13 protein-coding genes are annotated in these 15,474 nt (G+C 49.6%); 6 read left to right on the plus strand and 7 right to left on the minus strand.

Annotated elements, in window-relative coordinates:
• Positions 1 to 151 precede the first annotated feature (151 nt).
• The 4 genes from B076_RS0101565 (at position 152) to modC (ending at position 3,712) form a co-directional block, all read left to right on the plus strand.
• Positions 152 to 961 carry a TOBE domain-containing protein gene (locus tag B076_RS0101565; protein ID WP_028485760.1) on the plus strand — a complete coding sequence of 270 codons (810 nt, stop codon included), beginning with the start codon at positions 152 to 154 and terminating at the stop codon, positions 959 to 961.
• A 91-nt stretch (positions 962 to 1,052) separates the two neighbouring features.
• Positions 1,053 to 1,814 (plus strand): molybdate ABC transporter substrate-binding protein, encoded by a 762-nt coding sequence (gene modA, locus B076_RS0101570; protein ID WP_028485761.1) that lies wholly within the window; start codon positions 1,053 to 1,055, stop codon positions 1,812 to 1,814.
• Between the two features lie 112 nt (positions 1,815 to 1,926).
• Positions 1,927 to 2,622: a molybdate ABC transporter permease subunit gene (gene modB, locus B076_RS0101575; RefSeq protein WP_028485762.1), complete on the plus strand. Its 696-nt coding sequence runs from the start codon at positions 1,927 to 1,929 to the stop codon at positions 2,620 to 2,622.
• A 1-nt stretch (position 2,623) separates the two neighbouring features.
• Positions 2,624 to 3,712 carry a molybdenum ABC transporter ATP-binding protein gene (modC, locus tag B076_RS0101580; protein WP_084205673.1) on the plus strand — a complete coding sequence of 363 codons (1,089 nt, stop codon included), beginning with the start codon at positions 2,624 to 2,626 and terminating at the stop codon, positions 3,710 to 3,712.
• 33 nt (positions 3,713 to 3,745) lie between these two features.
• Here the strand turns inward: modC and mutM are convergent, their stop codons facing one another.
• A complete protein-coding gene (gene mutM / locus B076_RS0101585) occupies positions 3,746 to 4,603 on the minus strand; it encodes a bifunctional DNA-formamidopyrimidine glycosylase/DNA-(apurinic or apyrimidinic site) lyase (protein WP_028485764.1) in 858 nt (285 codons plus the stop codon).
• A gap of 184 nt (positions 4,604 to 4,787) precedes the next feature.
• Here mutM and B076_RS0101590 point away from each other — a divergent pair, with 184 nt between their 5' ends.
• Positions 4,788 to 4,997 (plus strand): hypothetical protein, encoded by a 210-nt coding sequence (locus tag B076_RS0101590; RefSeq protein ID WP_028485765.1) that lies wholly within the window; start codon positions 4,788 to 4,790, stop codon positions 4,995 to 4,997.
• 224 nt (positions 4,998 to 5,221) lie between these two features.
• Complete coding sequence (locus B076_RS0101595) at positions 5,222 to 7,855, plus strand: diguanylate cyclase (protein WP_051347098.1); 2,634 nt, start codon at positions 5,222 to 5,224, stop codon at positions 7,853 to 7,855.
• 238 nt (positions 7,856 to 8,093) lie between these two features.
• Here B076_RS0101595 and rpmG read toward each other — a convergent pair whose 3' ends face one another.
• The 6 genes from rpmG to B076_RS11760 form a co-directional block, all read right to left on the minus strand.
• Entirely contained in the window at positions 8,094 to 8,246 is a 153-nt protein-coding gene (rpmG, locus tag B076_RS0101600) for a 50S ribosomal protein L33 (protein ID WP_028485767.1), read from the minus strand.
• 10 nt (positions 8,247 to 8,256) lie between these two features.
• Entirely contained in the window at positions 8,257 to 8,493 is a 237-nt protein-coding gene (gene rpmB / locus B076_RS0101605) for a 50S ribosomal protein L28 (RefSeq protein ID WP_028485768.1), read from the minus strand.
• 252 nt (positions 8,494 to 8,745) lie between these two features.
• A complete protein-coding gene (locus tag B076_RS11750; protein ID WP_051347099.1) occupies positions 8,746 to 10,473 on the minus strand; it encodes a hypothetical protein in 1,728 nt (575 codons plus the stop codon).
• A gap of 146 nt (positions 10,474 to 10,619) precedes the next feature.
• A complete protein-coding gene (locus tag B076_RS0101615; RefSeq protein ID WP_245566295.1) occupies positions 10,620 to 12,536 on the minus strand; it encodes an alkaline phosphatase PhoX in 1,917 nt (638 codons plus the stop codon).
• A 262-nt stretch (positions 12,537 to 12,798) separates the two neighbouring features.
• Entirely contained in the window at positions 12,799 to 14,688 is a 1,890-nt protein-coding gene (locus B076_RS11755; protein ID WP_051347100.1) for a PhoX family protein, read from the minus strand.
• Complete coding sequence (locus B076_RS11760) at positions 14,688 to 15,473, minus strand: lipoprotein intramolecular transacylase Lit (protein ID WP_051347101.1); 786 nt, start codon at positions 15,471 to 15,473, stop codon at positions 14,688 to 14,690. Before B076_RS11760 ends, B076_RS11755 begins: the two co-directional genes overlap by 1 nt.
• Position 15,474 lies beyond the last annotated feature (1 nt).

Raw genomic sequence — 15,474 nt, forward strand, 5'->3', positions numbered from 1 at the left:
CAATATTGGCAGGCCTGTCAAAAGAACCTTTCTGAATGAGGGGGGGTAAAAGTCGAATTGCCGGCTGAACAGCGGATGCCCGCTAGGAAAGGGTTGACATGTCGTTTTGCGGCTTTATAATCCTTCGTTATGTACATAAGGTAATAATGAGTTGACACATTCACATCCCGAACAATTAGTGCAGTCTTTTCTGATGGGCAGTAAACAGACCCGCTCCGGGCAGAGGCGCTTGCTGCTGTTGAGCAAAATCGCGTCACTGGGCTCGCTTTCAGCGGCGGCCAAGGCGTGTGGCATGAGCTACAAAGGCGCCTGGCAGGCGGTGGAGGCCATGAATCTGGCGGCCGGTGAAGAGTTGGTTCGTGCCCAGAAAGGCGGTTCTGGTGGCGGTGGCATGGTGCTGACGGCGGCGGGAGAGTCTTTGGTGAATGCCTATTTGCTGTTCAATGAGCAGATGCAGCACTGGATGCGCGAATTGGAAGCGCTGTCTCCTGGCGTGTTAAGTCAGTTGGAAATAATGAGGAAAATTTCGATGAAAACCAGTGCACGTAATTTGTTTCATGGCAGTGTCACCGCTATCACTAAGGGGGCGGTCAACAGCGAAGTGCTTTTGTCGATTGGCGACGATGCCCAAGTGGTGGCACAAATCACCCCGGAAAGTGTCGAACGTTTGGGGCTGGAAGTGGGGTCCGATGCCTATGCGCTGGTCAAAGCCAGTTGGGTGATTCTGAGCGAAGACTTGGGAGATGGTTTCAAGACCAGCGCACGCAACCAGTTTTGCGGCCAGGTCAGTGCGCTTGAGAAAGGCGCGGTCAACAGCGACGTGACCATTGAACTGAAAGGCGGCCAGCAGGTTTCGGCGATTGTCACCAACCAGAGTCTGCAGAGTTTGGGGCTCGAACTCAGCAGTCGTTGTTGTGCCTTGTTCAAGGCCAGCCATGTGTTGTTGGCGGTCGCAGACTGATTGCCTTGCCTGCGGGCAAATTTTTTTTGTTAATCGATATGTATATAAGGTTATATGCAATTTAAATCATTAAGAATCATTGGAGAGAAATATGAAAAACATGCTTCGCACCTTTACCTTGGCAGCGGGTCTGCTCGTGACTTCGCAAGCTATTGCCGAGACCGCCAAGATCGCCGTGGCGGCGAATTTCACCAAAACCATCGAAGAGGTCGGCAAGGCGTTTGAAAAAGAGAGCGGCCATACGGTCAAGTTCTCGTTCGGGCCGACCGGTAAGCTCTATGCGCAAATCAAGAACGGCGCGCCTTTCGATGCTTTTTTTGGCGCCGATGAACGCCGTCCAAAGAAAACCATTGAGGATGGCATCGGGCTGGCGGACAGTTATTTTGTGTATGCACAGGGGCAGATCGTGCTTTATAGCGCGGCCTTGCCGGTTAAGGAGCAGCCGTTGGCGGTTCTGAAAGCCGGCGATTTCAATCATTTGGCTGTCGCTAACCCTAGAACGGCGCCTTATGGTGAACGTGCGGTCGCTTACCTGAAGGATAAAGGCTTGTATGACAGCTTGCAGTCCAAAATGGTGAACGGCGAGAGCATCGCCCATGCGTTTCAGTATGTGGTGACCCAAAACGCCGAAATCGGCTTTGTGGCCATGTCACAGGTGGTGGATCCGCAAAGCCCGGTCTACCAGAAAGGGCAATACTGGGTGGTGCCACAAGCCGATTATAAGCCCATCAATCAGGGAGCGGTCATTACCAAACGCGGAGAGAACAACGCCGCGGTGCAGGCGTTTATGAAATTCATCAAAACCCCGAAAGCGATTGAGATTATCAAAAAATTTGGTTACAACGTCAGTTAAACTAATCCTTTTAGAACACACTGCCGAAAACGACCAGGCCTGGTCGCTTTTTGTGTAAAGCACCTCTTATCAATGGGGCGCTGTTTGACCCACTGCTTTTTAGGAAATATTCATGCTGGAAATTTTCGGAACCCAAGTCAATTTGGACCCCATCTGGTTGACTTTGGAGGTCGCCGCCATCACCACGGTGGTGCTGATTTTATTGGGTACGCCGCTGGCTTGGTGGATGGCGCAGATGCGTTCCTCCAACAAGGTGTTGCTGGAGGCGCTGGTGGCTTTGCCTTTGGTCTTGCCGCCGACCGTACTCGGTTTTTATCTGTTGATTGTGTTCAACCCCAACGGGCCGGTGACCGATTTTCTGAGGTTTTTCGGCTTTGAAGGGCAATTGACCTTCAGTAAAACCGGGCTGGTCATCGGCTCGGTGTTTTATTCCTTGCCGTTTGCGGTGCAGCCGTTGATGCATGCGTTTGAAGCCATTCCGCATCGCCTTCTGGATGCTGCGGCGACCCTGCGGGCAGGGGTTTTGGATCGGTTTTTTTCCATCGTGGTGCCCTTGTCGCAACGCGGGTTTCTGGTGGCCGCCACCTTGACCTTTGCGCATACCGTGGGCGAATTTGGTGTGGTGTTGATGGTGGGGGGCAACATACCGGGTGAAACCCGCATGGTGTCGATTGATATCTTCGATCACGTGGAAAGCTTGGAATACGATCAGGCGCATATCCTGTCGGCCATAATGTTGATTTTCTCATTAATGGTGTTGATGTTGGTGTACGGCCTCAACCGCCGTTTTGGCGTGAAGGTGGGTTAGCATGAAACACAAACGCATGATGCATGGAAACTTGAGACTGAGACTCGGCGATTTCGAACTCAACAGTGGCGATTTCAGCCTGAAACTGGAGGGAGTGACAGTGCTGTTCGGACGTTCCGGAAGTGGCAAGAGCACTTTGCTGCGCGCCATCAGCGGACTCGATAAACGTACCGAAGGCTCGCTTAACGTCAAGGGGCAGGTTTGGCAGGAGGGTAAACGTCGTGCGTCCCCCCAGTCGCGCAATATCGGTTTTGTGTTTCAGGATGCCGCCTTGTTTCCGCATATGACGGTACGCCAGAATCTGATGTACGGTTTGAAACGTCTGCCTAAAGGTGTTGCACCGTTTTCGGATGCTGAGTTTTCTGAAATTGTCAGCCGGGTAGGCATTGCCGATAAGCTCGATCGTGCGGTGACCTTTCTTTCCGGTGGAGAGCGCCAGCGGGTGGCAATCGCGCGCGCCTTGTTGAGCCGTCCGGAACTGTTGTGCATGGACGAACCTTTATCGGCCTTGGACTGGCGTTCCAAAGCCGAGTTGTTGAGCCTGATTGAAGAGGTGGTGGCCGCCTACCGTTTGCCGGTGTTGTATATCACCCATGCTCCGGCTGAGGTCGAGCGTCTGGCAGACCGCATTTTATTTATGAGCCGGGGGCGTATCGAAACCATCGAAACGCTGCAAGAGGCGCTGGCACGTCCGGATTCTCCGTTGTTTGACGAGCAGGGTGCGGTCTCGGTTCTGGAAGGTCAGCCGAAGCCGATTGAGGCCGGATTGCGTCCCATTGTCATGGGCGAAGATTCTCTTTGGCTGCCGGATGTCTCGGAGCTTAAAAAAGAGACGGTTCGGGTGCGGGTGCTGGCTCGAGATGTCAGCTTGGCGCTGTCGGATCCGCAGGATTTAAGTATCATCAATCACTTCAAAACCACCATTAGCGAGTTGATACCGCAAGGTGATCACCGCACTCTGGTGCGTCTGCAGATGGCGGACGGGCAAAAACTGTTTGCCGAAGTCACGGCCCATTCGGCGCAAAGGCTCAATCTGCATGTCGGGCAGAGCGTCTATGCCTTGATTAAGTCGGTGGCGATGACGGAGTAGACTAGGTTTTGTCAGCAATTTGGACAGGCCTGCTTATTTTGCTTTGTTTTTAGAGCGGCTGCGTTTGAGCGGTTGGCATTTTGGGCAGAAGTAGCTGGCGCGTTGATTCAGAACCAAGCGTTCGATTGGCGTGGCGCAATTTGGGCAGGCCTGCTTGTCTCGACCGTAGACATTGAGTTTTTGTTCAAAGTAGCCGGGTTTGCCGTCGGCGTTCAAAAAGTCTTTAAGAGTGGTTCCGCCTTGTTGAATGGCGGCCGCCAGCACCTGTTTGATATTGTTCACCAAAAGCGTGTACTGAGCTTTGGTGAGCTGTTTGGCTGGCGTTTGCGGGTGGATTTTGGATAGGAACAGCGATTCGTTGGCATAGATGTTACCGGCGCCGACGACAATGTGGCTGTTCATGATAAAGCTTTTCACCGCCACACTGCGATTGCGCGCTTGCTGGTAGAGGTATTCGGTGTTAAAGGCATCCGATAAAGGTTCCGGTCCAAGTTTGGCCAGCAGTTTGTGGGAGTCCAGTTGACCTTTGCTGGCATCGTGCCAAAGCACGGCACCGAAACGTCTGGGGTCATTGAGGCGCAATAAGAAGCCGTTGTCGAATTCAAGGTCGATATGGTCGTGCTTTTGAACCGCGGTGCCAATCGGCAAAACCCTGAGATTGCCGGACATGCCCAGATGGATCAACAGGGTGCCTTTGAGGGTTCTCAAAAGCAGGTATTTGCCTCTGCGCCCCACTTCCAAAATCTGCAGGCCTGGCAGTGTGTCGGTCAGGTGCACGTCAACTGGCCAGCGCAAGTTCGGGTTGCGAATTACCAGCTTGGTGATGGTCTGCTGATGGGTTTTGGGTTCGATTCCTTTGCGGGTGGTTTCAACTTCGGGCAGCTCGGGCATGGCGATGATTGGCTTGTTTAAAAAGCCTCCATTGTAATGAAACTGTAAAACCTTGGGCGAAAATTTTGCATAAAGTAAGGTTGATTCGTGTTGTGGATAAGTTGTGGATGAGCTCCAATGCCTTCTTCAGTTTTAATGAGATCAGTCGATAAAGATAAAGAATTCAATAGAAAGGATCAGTGAGATGGTTTCCTCGGAATACACGGTGGAGTTTGAAGGCAGTCATTATGTTGTGGTTAAATCCGGCCATATTGTCGCGGCGTTTGTAAGTGCCGAAGAGGCTTATGAAGCCAAACGCAGCTTTGTCGGCAAAACGGTCATTGAAGATTGGCAAAAAATCCCGCCCTCGATTCGTTTTGCCAAAAGCCAGTTTGTGGTCTCGCCTGCGGTTTAATGTTGCGTCAGCCTGTTTTGAACGGAGCGACCTTTCAATTTTTTTCTGTTTTTCAGTCCTTTTTCAATCCCTGCATCTTGTCTCGTTTCGTTTTGTTGTGAAATATTGCTTTTCTGCTTGATTTTGTTTTGTTTTGTCGACGATTTTGTGTCTATAATTGTCCAATGAAATTTCCTCGTTGTTTGTCAAAAATCTCCTTGTCGGTGTGGTTTGGAATCTTTTTAATGGTTTTGCTGCCAAGGGTGGCTTTCGCCCAGCCAAACACCACGGAGAAATTGCAACTGGTGACGTTGCAAATTAACTGGAACCACCAGTTTCAGTTTGCGGGTTTCTATGCCGCCATCCAGCAAGGCTATTATCGACAGGCCGGTTTGGATGTGACGGTAAAGGGCTGGAAATCCGGCATCAATGTCTTGGATGAGGTGGTTTCCGGACGTGCCGAGTTTGCAGTGGGTTACGGCACCCTGATGTCGGATTACGCCAAGGGCGCACCGATTTCGTTGGTGATGGCCTCGTTCCAGTTCTCTCCCATGGTATTGCTCTCTCATGAGCCGATTAACGACCTTTCGGAACTGTCTGGCAAAACCGTCATGCATTACGGCAACCTGCAGATTCACGGTCTGCTCAATAAGGCCAAAGGGTTGGTTGAAAAACCGATCAAGACCCTGGACTCTTCCGGTGATTTGAACGATTTCATTGATAAGAAAGTTGATTTGTACGCGGCCTATTACACCAATGAACCCTATCGCCTGGAGCAGTTAGGCATTCCTTATTACACCTTGGATCCCAAAACCTATGGGGTGCAAAGTTATGGCGATTTTGTCATTACTTCCAAAAAGTTGGCTCAGCTCGAGCCGGACATGGTTCAAAAATTCAAAGAGGCCAGTATCCGCGGCTGGAAATACGCCATTCACCATCAACAGGAGGTGGTGGACTTCATTATCGAACAGTATCCGGTGGTAAAGTCCCGAGAAGCGTTGCTGGCAGAAGCCAAAGTGACCACCCGTTATGTGCAGTCGGGGGAGGTGCCGATCGGTATGGTGGAATCCTCAAAGTTGTTGGCCACGGCGGCCGGTGCCAAAGAGGTCGGGCTCATTTCCCAGGAGGAATATGACCGTCTGGACATGCAGGACTTCATGTTCCATGAAAACCGTTCCCTGTTTACCCAAAAAGAACTGCAATACCTAGCGAATAACAACGTGATTCGCCTTGCCAACGACATCAATTGGGAGCCGTTTGAATTCATTGATGCTAAGGGACGCTACCGTGGAATTGCCGCGGAATATTTTCAGCTTTTTGAAAAGAAGCTCGGAATTCGCTTTGAGGTGGTTAAGGACAAAACCTGGCCTGAAGTGGTCGAAATGGCCAAACAGGGCAAGTTGGATGTCTATTCTTGCGCAGTGGCCACCGAAGAGCGTCAGGAATACATGGAATTCACCGAGCCCTATCTGTCTTTTCCAATGGTATTGGCAGCCGATGGAGATGTAGGGTTTATTGAACGTTACGACCAGTTAAGCGGTCAGACCATTGCGGTGGTGGACGGCTACTGGTCGCATGAATATCTAAAACGCCAGTACCCGCAGATTAAATTACTGGTGGTAAAGTCGGTTAAAGAGGGCTTGGATGCGGTGATTGATGGCCGCGCATCCGCCTATAGCGGTAATTTGGCGGCGATTAATTTCGCGATACGAAAATACGGTGCCGAAGGAGTGCGTATTGTCGGCCAGCTTGAAGAGCGTTTTGAACTCGCCTTGGGTGTGCAAAAAGACAATCCGGTACTGTTCGGCATCATGCAGAAGGCGCTGAATTCGGTGACCGAAAAAGAGCGCCAAGCCATATTCGATCATTGGATACGGTTGCAGGTCGTCAATAAGATGGATCAACGTCAGCTGATGGAGATTTTGATTCCGGCCGGAATTATTATTCTCGGTCTGTTGGTGCTTTTGTCGATTTATTCGTACCAGAAGCGCCGTCAAAAAGGCTATATTCGCCAGATTCATGAATTGTCGTATGCGACCGAGGTGGATATAAATACACAAACCATCGTGTGGGCGAGCGACAGTTTTGCCAAGTTGAGTGGCTACAGCAAGCAAGAGTTGCAAGGCATGAGTTATTTCAAGCTGGTATGCGACAGTTTGAGTGAGGATGTAATCAGCTACATTAAATCGCTTTTGCAGCAAGGGAAAACCTGGCATGGAGAGGTTGAGGGGCGAAAGAAGTCCGGACACAGCTATTGGGTGGATCTTACCTTGACCCCTAAAAAAGACTTGTTTGGAAACGTTAAGAGGGTCATTGCCACCCGGGTGGACATCTCCGACCGTAAAAAGGTCGAGAAGCTTTCCATTACCGATGTACTCACCGGTTTATACAATCGCCGTTATTTCAACGAGTTCATTGAAATTGAATTGAAGCGCACCCAGCGTGAAAAACTTCCCTTCTCGTTGGCCATGATCGACATCGATTACTTCAAGGGGGTGAATGACTATTATGGTCACCCTCACGGTGATGTCATTCTGCAGCAGGTGTCGGCGCAAATTAAACAGGCGTTTTCTCGCAGTCATGACCACGTTTTTCGCGTGGGGGGTGAGGAGTTCATGGTGATTGCGTATTTTGAATCGCGTCAGCAGTGTTTTGAGCACTTGCAGGCCATGAGTGAGCAGGTTGAGGCGCTTCAGCTCGAAAACCTGGCCTCTCCTTATGGTGTGGTGACCATCTCCACCGGAGCGATCTTTCTGGAAAGCGGGCATTCATTGGATAGTGAAGAGATTCTGCAGGCGGTGGATAAGTTGCTGTATCAGGCTAAATCAAGCGGTCGAAACCAAGTGGTGATTACCCAGCCGGGAGAGCATGAAGTTTAAACTGCGCTGAGTCTAGCCGTTTAGGTTGTAAGTTTGAATGAGATACGGTGGCGTGTCTAAATCAACGGGCTTTAAATGCTAAGAAAATCAACAGGCCTGTATGGAGTGCATTATTGGAATGGCTTTTCAACGCTTATGCGGTTAACAGTCAAGCTTCATTTTTGAATCATGGTAAATTTCGGGCATAAAAAAACCCGGTCTTTTGAACCGGGTTTCATCATTTAAACTTGGGTAAAGTTTATTTGATTTTTGCTTCTTTGAACAAGACGTGTTTACGAACCACTGGATCGTACTTCTTGATTTCAAATTTTCCAGCCATGTTCTTCTTATTTTTATCCGTAGTATAAAAATAAGCCGACTCGGTTGACTGTAATTTAATCTTATCGCGCATGGCAGTCTCCTTAGACCTTCTCACCACGTGAACGCATTTCCGCGATCACAGAGTCAATCCCGTTTTTGTCGATAATGCGCATACCAGAAGTGGAGACACGCAATTTAACAAAACGGCTTTCCGCTTCAGACCAAAAACGATGCGTTTGCAAGTTTGGCAAAAAACGACGACGTGTTTTACGGTGAGAGTGAGAAACATTGTTACCGACCGCAGGACGTTTTCCTGTCACTTGGCATACTCTAGACATTTCACAATCCCTCTAACATTTGAAAACTCCGACAACGCTTAACGTAATAAGCCAGCCGAAATCCCCATTTAAAATAAAAATATTCGAATATTTCTACATTCTGCTCTTTTGACAGAGCTAAAATTAAGAACGCGGAATTATCCATGAAATCGGACTCAAATGCAAGTGTCTGGCCTGCTTAATTTTCAAAGCGATTTCAAACACGTGTCGCCCAAATGTCTAAGGGCGACTTAAGGTGCTCTTAACTTCAGATTAATTGCGGATAATTGGGCTTTCCACTCCAGTTTTTTCGTCAATCGGCACAATGTCCCAACTGGTGGTCACCGGCTTGACGTGAGCATCGCGTCCGTAGATATAGCTTTGTTCGTCCACGATCACTTTGTAGGCCTTGTTGAGTAAGAGCGCGCGTTCTGCACTTGGGTTCAACAAGTGACCGATGTCGCCATGCAGGGTCTCAACTTCTTCTTCCTTTAGCGTACCATCTTCATTGAAGAATTTGGCGATGACTTCGTCGTTATTGCGGAACTCATTGGCCGATTGGTTTTGTGTCAGGTATTCAGTGTATTGCCAGGTACCGTCTGCATATTTAGGTTCGGGCAGGCCTGTCAGGTTCTTTTGTGACCAGTGATACCAGCCGGCTTGGAATTGGTCGGCCCCCAATTTGCGAGGGAAAGCGAAGCTGCTGTCCGTGGTCACACTCAAACCCGAGTGGCAACCGATGCAGTTCATGGATTCTTCAAAATTTTGTGGGCGCAAAGCCCCGTTTTGAGATTCAATGAATCCTTGGTAAGTCCAACCCAGGCCGTTGATCATTCCGGTTTCGGCATTGCCTAAGATGGTTCTTAAACGATCCGGAAATTGCGCCACTTCTAGCTCTTCACCCAGCGCGGCATTGTACAGCTGAGAGTAGGTGTTCCATGAGGTTTTCTTGGCATAGCGCAGCTCTTTGATACGTTCACTTAATTGCGTTGCACCGTCGTCCGTTACGTCAATATAGCGTACCGTGTGCAAAAACTCGGTGCCTTCCGGGTAGAGCCCCGCCGCCAGATGGAGGCTGCCGTCTGCTTGCAGGGTTTTGGCCAAGCCGACATAAGACATATAACGCCCCTCGGTGGGTGCCCAGTCGTACACCACTTCGCTTGCCATGTCCAGGGAGCCATTGCGGTTCAGGTCTTCGCCATAAAGAGTTTCATCGGTTTGTGGAATACCTACATTGCGGCGGGTGATCATCGCTTTAACGATGGACAGGTTTAAGTGATAAACGTCACGCGAATATTGTCCGTCGGCAGCCTGACGCATGCTCTCCGGCAGGCGGATAATGACATCATCGGTGCTGCCGTTGGTTGGCCAGAAAGTACCCAGAAAAGGGGTATAGGCAAAGGCGCGCCAGCCAGTATCTTGATTGTTTGGGTCTTGGTCAAAGCCCTGATCATCAAAGTTGAAGTAGCAGTCGGGTGTGTAACCGTTCCAGTTACCGTCACCGTTATAGTCCCATTCCACCGGAACATTCGCCAAGGTTTCCGCGAGAGTGATGTTGCCTTCTTCATCAAAATAGTTTGAATTTCTGACGTAGCTCAGGATTTCGGCATCGCTGATTTGCTCAACGGCTGCGGTACGGTCCTTGAACAGGTTGGTCCAGCGATTGGTGCGGCTGTAGGTTCTGAAGTCGTACTCCATCTGGAAGGCCGAATCGTCTATGTAGTTGGGCACCACACCTTGGGTGTGGCAACTGAAACAAGGGTTATGCACCTTGTTATCGATCCCGACGGTTTTGGTGTAACACTGTGAAGGGATGTAGGCCGCATCATTATTTTGGATATGGTTAGTCAAAAGGTTGATTTCGACCGGGGAGGCTTGGGAATATTCTACGCTGTTTACAGTTTCCGTGTTTTCGTCCCCGTTGCTGTTGGAACCTGCACAGCTGTATAACAGAGCGCTCCCTACTGTAATTCCAATAGCCGATAAATATAGATTTTTCATGTGTCCATTCTCGCTGATTTTGAATCCTTTTAAAACGTAACGCCTTCAAATATTACTTTTACGGGCATTATTTTTTAAAAGGGTTCAAATAGAAAACAGGCCTGTTTAAACAGGCCTGCAAACTCAATGGTTGAGCTTAAGTAGGATTAAGGTGTAGAGAAATCGAATACACCTAGAACGCCTGCTTCAGATTGCTTTTGAGCATCCGTCGCGCCGTCCTGATCTTCCATTGGGTGCTGAGTTACCGCTGTCATGTAACCAAAACCATTTACATCTTTGTGCCAGAAAGGCGATGTAGTTTCAGCGTCCAGTGGCGTTGTCATCATGCGATTAAGTGACTTGTCTTTGATGTTGTAAGCCCAAATCATGTTGTTTTCATGTGCACCAGTATCTTCACCGATCACAAGAATGTTTGAGTCTTCAAGGAAAGTCACGTTATCCGGGTTAGAGATGCCGTTTACGTCACAGCTGTTTGCTGAAAGCAGCGGGTTGGCAGAGTAGTCTGTTGGAATACCGGCAATCAAGCCTTTCATGTTGTAAGCAACGAAGTCGGAACCGATGGTGCTGTCTTTCGCCACATCCATCTCATAAACCCCACCACATTTGTTGTAGTCAAGTTTGATGTCGTTGTTACCGCCGATGTCGTACTTGGTTTCAGCTTCACCGTTCTTCATGTTATTTTCCATTCCGCGAGCCACTTCAGACATAGCCACATACAGCTTGTTGTCTTTAGCGTTGAAAGTGATGCCTTCCTCTTTACGGAATTCGGTCGTCGCACCCTGCATGGCCGCATAACGACGTGTTTCAAGGCGAGAAGCCAAAGCACCGTCAGTATCGTCGATGTTGCCATCGCCGTTGACGTCATTCAGTTTCAAACATTCGTTACCCGCAGTAGTATTGATTGCGGTGAAACCGTCTGTCGGACAAGAGCCATCTTCCGCAGGATCTTCAGCGGAGAAGATGTCAGAGAAAACCGGCGCATCGTTGGTGGCAACGTCATTGTCCGCGTCAAGTAGGGCACGAACGGCTGCGTTTGTGGTGTGACCTAAATCAATCCAGTTGATGGTTGCGTTACCTAGGCCTGCGTCAGAAACCTGGTTCCATTTTGCAGCATATAGAGAACCGGCAGAAAGATCGCCAGCCACATCTGCAACAAACATGAACAGACCTACGTTAGTTCCGTCATCGGACATGTATACCGTTTTCTGGTCAGGCATGACATAAGATAGCTCGTGAGAGAAACGACCCATCGCATAGTGCTTAGAATATTCTGGTGAGCCAGCAACAACTTTTACTTCAGGCGTCCAACCGTAGTAGTAAGGGTTCAGCTTAGTACCGTCGTTACCCCAGAACTTGGCGGTTTCATCGTAGTACTTATTACCTGTCAAACCGGTTACAGGATCAGCCGTTTCTTCAACCATGCGAGCGTCGGTTTCATACTCTTCCGACCCCAAGTGAGAGTTCCAAGGAGTCGTTTGCCCGGCACAGTGAACAAATCCACCGAATTCAGGAGACTGATCGATAAATTCAAGTGTGCCTGGAGTAACAGAAAGGTTTCCAGCACCATCTTGAGTCAATTGATTCATATACATCGCACCAATCTGACACTCGAACTGGGAAACCATATAAAGGTTGCCACCCTGTTGTAAGATTGAAAAGTAGTCCAAACCAGAACCGACGCCATCATTAGTACCGTTACAGATATAGGCTGAAGCATCTTCAAAAGTAATGGCATTACCTAGGTAGTCCTTAACCGCACCGAAAGTTTCAGCATTGTCAGTTTCACCGGTTGCAATCAGTTTTGTGTAACCGATTGACTGATCCGTTCCATTGATGCGAACGGTATCAGTGGCTTGTAGAGTTGTTTTTGTAGCATCGTCAACAGGGAGAGCAACAGGATTAAATTCTACCGTCAGTGCTTTTAGACTCACGTTAGTGGCGTTTGGGGTTTCAACGCTGCTGACACCGTCTGCACCGTCCAAACCGGCAACACCGTCTACACCATTTGAACCGTCGTCACCGGCACAGCCGGCTAAAGTCAATACCGATGCGGTCAATGCCATCGAAATCGCTAAATTTAAAGCTTTTAGTTTCATGAGAGTTTCCTTAAGAGAGTTAGACCATTAATTGGTACAGGAATCTTAAGGAAGTTCTGTTACAGTCAGGTTTAAGGAAATTGGCAGTTTTTTTAAGTAAATAAGTCAATTTGATGACGCGATAAAATTAGGTTGCTATGTGTTTGAAGTTATACAGAAATGCCGGGTTAAAATCTGGCAGGCCTGTCTGTTTAAATGAGGGGGGTAGGACGAGATTAGGCTTGTTTTTTTAGTCAGGAATGGCAGTCAATGCAGGTTCGGAGTCCTTTTCAAAGAACTTGAAAGGGCCGATATAACCGGCTTGGGATTGTTTTTTGGCGAGTTCCACCGCCTGTTCCTCAAGAGGGTGTTGGGTAACGACGGTCAAATAACCAAAGCTGTTGATGTCCTTGTGCCAAAAAGGCGAGGTGGTTTCCGCATCCAGCGGGGCGCTGAAAATGCGGGTTAGGTTCTGTTTGTGGATATCGTAGGCCCAGACGAAATTGTTTTCGTGCAGGCTGCTGTCTTCGCCGATCACCAAGGTGTTGGAGTCGTCCAGAAAGCTCAGATTGTCCGGATTGGCAAGGCCGTCAGCCATGCATTGATTGTTTTTATCGGGTTTCCCGGCATTCAGCCCAGACATGTTGGAGGCAATGTAATCTGAATCCATTTGCGCATTTGCGGCCACATCCAACGCATAAACGCCGCCGCAAGGGTTGTAAGGCAAACGGATGTGGTTGGGACCACCTGAATCGTATTGTGGATTGGCTTCGCCGTTTTTGGCATGGTTCTCCATGCCACGGGCGATTTCCGACATGCCCACATAAAGCCGGTTGTTTTGGGCATTGAAACTGATGCCTTCTTCTTTACGGAATTCGGTGGTGGCGCCGAGCATGGCCGCAAAACGGCGGGTTTCCAAACGCGAGGCGATGATTTCGTCCTGGGTGTCGATGCGTTTATCGCCATTGATGTCCTTAAGTTTCAGACATTCGTGGCCGTGGGTGGTGTTGATTGAACGGAATCCGTCCACACACTGGCCTGCTGAATTCGGTTCGAGACTATCAAACAGGTCACTGAATTTGGGTTTGCTGGCGACCACTTTTCGGATTTCGGCGTTATTGGCGTGCCCTAATGAAATCCATTGCAGTGAGGCTTGCCCCAACCCTCGATCAGAGGTCTGTTGCCACCGGGCGGCATAAAGCGTGCCGGAGGATAGATCTTGCGCACGGTCGGCCACAAACAGATAGAGGCCCACATTGGTGCCGTCATCGGACAGGTACACGGTTTTCTGGTCGGGCATCACATAGGCGAGTTCGTGCGAAAAACGCCCCATGCTGAAGTGTTTGCGGTATTCGGGCTCCCCTTGGGCATCAATCTGCACCTCGGGAATCCAGCCATAAAAATAGGGGTTGGCGCGGCTCAGGTCATTCTGCCAGTAACGCGCCATCTCGTCGTAATAGCGGTTGCCGCTGCTTTGGGTGAAGTTATCAAAGTGCGTTTCAATATAACGCGCATCCGGTTCATACTCTTCCGAACTCAGGTGGGATTGCCACGGGGTGGTTTGTCCGGCGCAGTGCACATAACCGCCAAAGTCAGAAGATTGGTCAATGAATTTCAGGCTGTCGGGTTTGACGCTCAGTTGGCCGTTTTCATCCTGTAAAAGTTCATTGACATACATTGAGCCGATCACACATTCGTATTGCGACACCATATAGAGCGTGTCGTTTTTGTGCAAAATGGAGACGTGGTCGAGCCCCGAGCCCACCCCTTCATTGGTGCCGTTGCAGAGGTACGGTGAGCCGTCTTCAAACACAATCGGCTGACCGCTGACATCTTTGCTTTGACCAAAACGTTCACCGTTGTTCTCATCGCCGGTGGCAAACAGCGTGTGATAGCCGATGTTCTGGATTTGGCCATTGACCGAGACTTGTTCGCTGGCGCGAATCCTCATTTTATCCTCAGTCGTGGTCGCAACGCCAAGTTCCGAGAACTCAAGATGGATGGCGGCTTGTGAGGACTCTTTAGAAGCGCTTTCAGCGAGTCTTTCGGGCGTTTGATCACAGGCACTCAAAATCAGCAGGCCTGTTAAAAGGGCGATGGCGGTAGGAGTTCGGGTCAAGGGTGACGGGCTTTGCGGCATTATTCGGACTCTTTAGATATTTTCTGGCGACTGAACAGGCTGAATAGGATAGCAAAAAACAGCAACCCCAGTGTCAGCAAACTGGCCGCAATGTAGGCGAACAGATCCGGTGCCTTCATCATGGTGCTCATCAGCGAGTCCTGATAATAGAAAAACCACGGGTGATCGGCCGGAAACACCCAGATATGCAGTTGGTAAAAGACGTTTTTGGGGCCGTAAATCAGCAGAGTAGCCAGTAGCAATCCCAGCCCGGCAGCCAGGTTTAGCATCGCGTTTTTGGCGCTGGGGAAAGCCTGCCGGGTCATCAGCAGATAGGTGGTCAACGCCGCCCAGATCAGCAGTAACGCCCAGCCGAGTTTTTCCATGAATTCGATCAGCAAGGCCACATCGGTCAAATGCACGATTTCCGCACGATGCAGCAAGGGGATTTGGCTTTGAGGGTTGTCAGGCAGGGTGTAACTGAGCTGATCCAAACCGTTTCCCTGTTGATGAATGGCATCGACGATTCCAGCAAACAGGGTTTTGCGCGTTTCGTCATCGGTGTGCTCAAAGCCATGGCGAAAACGGTTTTGCGGAGCATAGCGTTCAATGTGTTCGCCGATTCCGGCATGATCGTACCAGACGCCATAGAGGAAATCGGCTTTGGTCAGCACCGTCCAGCTTAGATACAGCGCCAGAATCAAGGTCAGCCAAACCCACACGAAACTTCGCAGGATGTGAGGCATATTCGGCTGTTTGAAAATGGACAGGCCTGCTGGTTTTGAAGAGCTTTGTTTCGGTTTCATT

Source organism: Thiomicrorhabdus chilensis DSM 12352 (assembly GCF_000483485.1).
Classification (GTDB): domain Bacteria; phylum Pseudomonadota; class Gammaproteobacteria; order Thiomicrospirales; family Thiomicrospiraceae; genus Thiomicrorhabdus; species Thiomicrorhabdus chilensis.

Coding starts and splice junctions, on each gene's coding strand:
- B076_RS0101595 (WP_051347098.1), top strand. CDS start 5,222: ATGGTTTTGCTGCCAAGGGTGGCTTTCGCCCAGCCAAACACCACGGAG.
- mutM (WP_028485764.1), bottom strand. CDS start 4,603: ATGCCCGAGCTGCCCGAAGTTGAAACCACCCGCAAAGGAATCGAACCC.
- rpmG (WP_028485767.1), bottom strand. CDS start 8,246: ATGCGCGATAAGATTAAATTACAGTCAACCGAGTCGGCTTATTTTTAT.
- modB (WP_028485762.1), top strand. CDS start 1,927: ATGCTGGAAATTTTCGGAACCCAAGTCAATTTGGACCCCATCTGGTTG.
- modA (WP_028485761.1), top strand. CDS start 1,053: ATGAAAAACATGCTTCGCACCTTTACCTTGGCAGCGGGTCTGCTCGTG.
- B076_RS11760 (WP_051347101.1), bottom strand. CDS start 15,473: ATGAAACCGAAACAAAGCTCTTCAAAACCAGCAGGCCTGTCCATTTTC.
- B076_RS0101590 (WP_028485765.1), top strand. CDS start 4,788: ATGGTTTCCTCGGAATACACGGTGGAGTTTGAAGGCAGTCATTATGTT.
- B076_RS11755 (WP_051347100.1), bottom strand. CDS start 14,688: ATGCCGCAAAGCCCGTCACCCTTGACCCGAACTCCTACCGCCATCGCC.
- B076_RS11750 (WP_051347099.1), bottom strand. CDS start 10,473: ATGAAAAATCTATATTTATCGGCTATTGGAATTACAGTAGGGAGCGCT.
- modC (WP_084205673.1), top strand. CDS start 2,624: ATGAAACACAAACGCATGATGCATGGAAACTTGAGACTGAGACTCGGC.
- B076_RS0101615 (WP_245566295.1), bottom strand. CDS start 12,536: ATGGCATTGACCGCATCGGTATTGACTTTAGCCGGCTGTGCCGGTGAC.
- rpmB (WP_028485768.1), bottom strand. CDS start 8,493: ATGTCTAGAGTATGCCAAGTGACAGGAAAACGTCCTGCGGTCGGTAAC.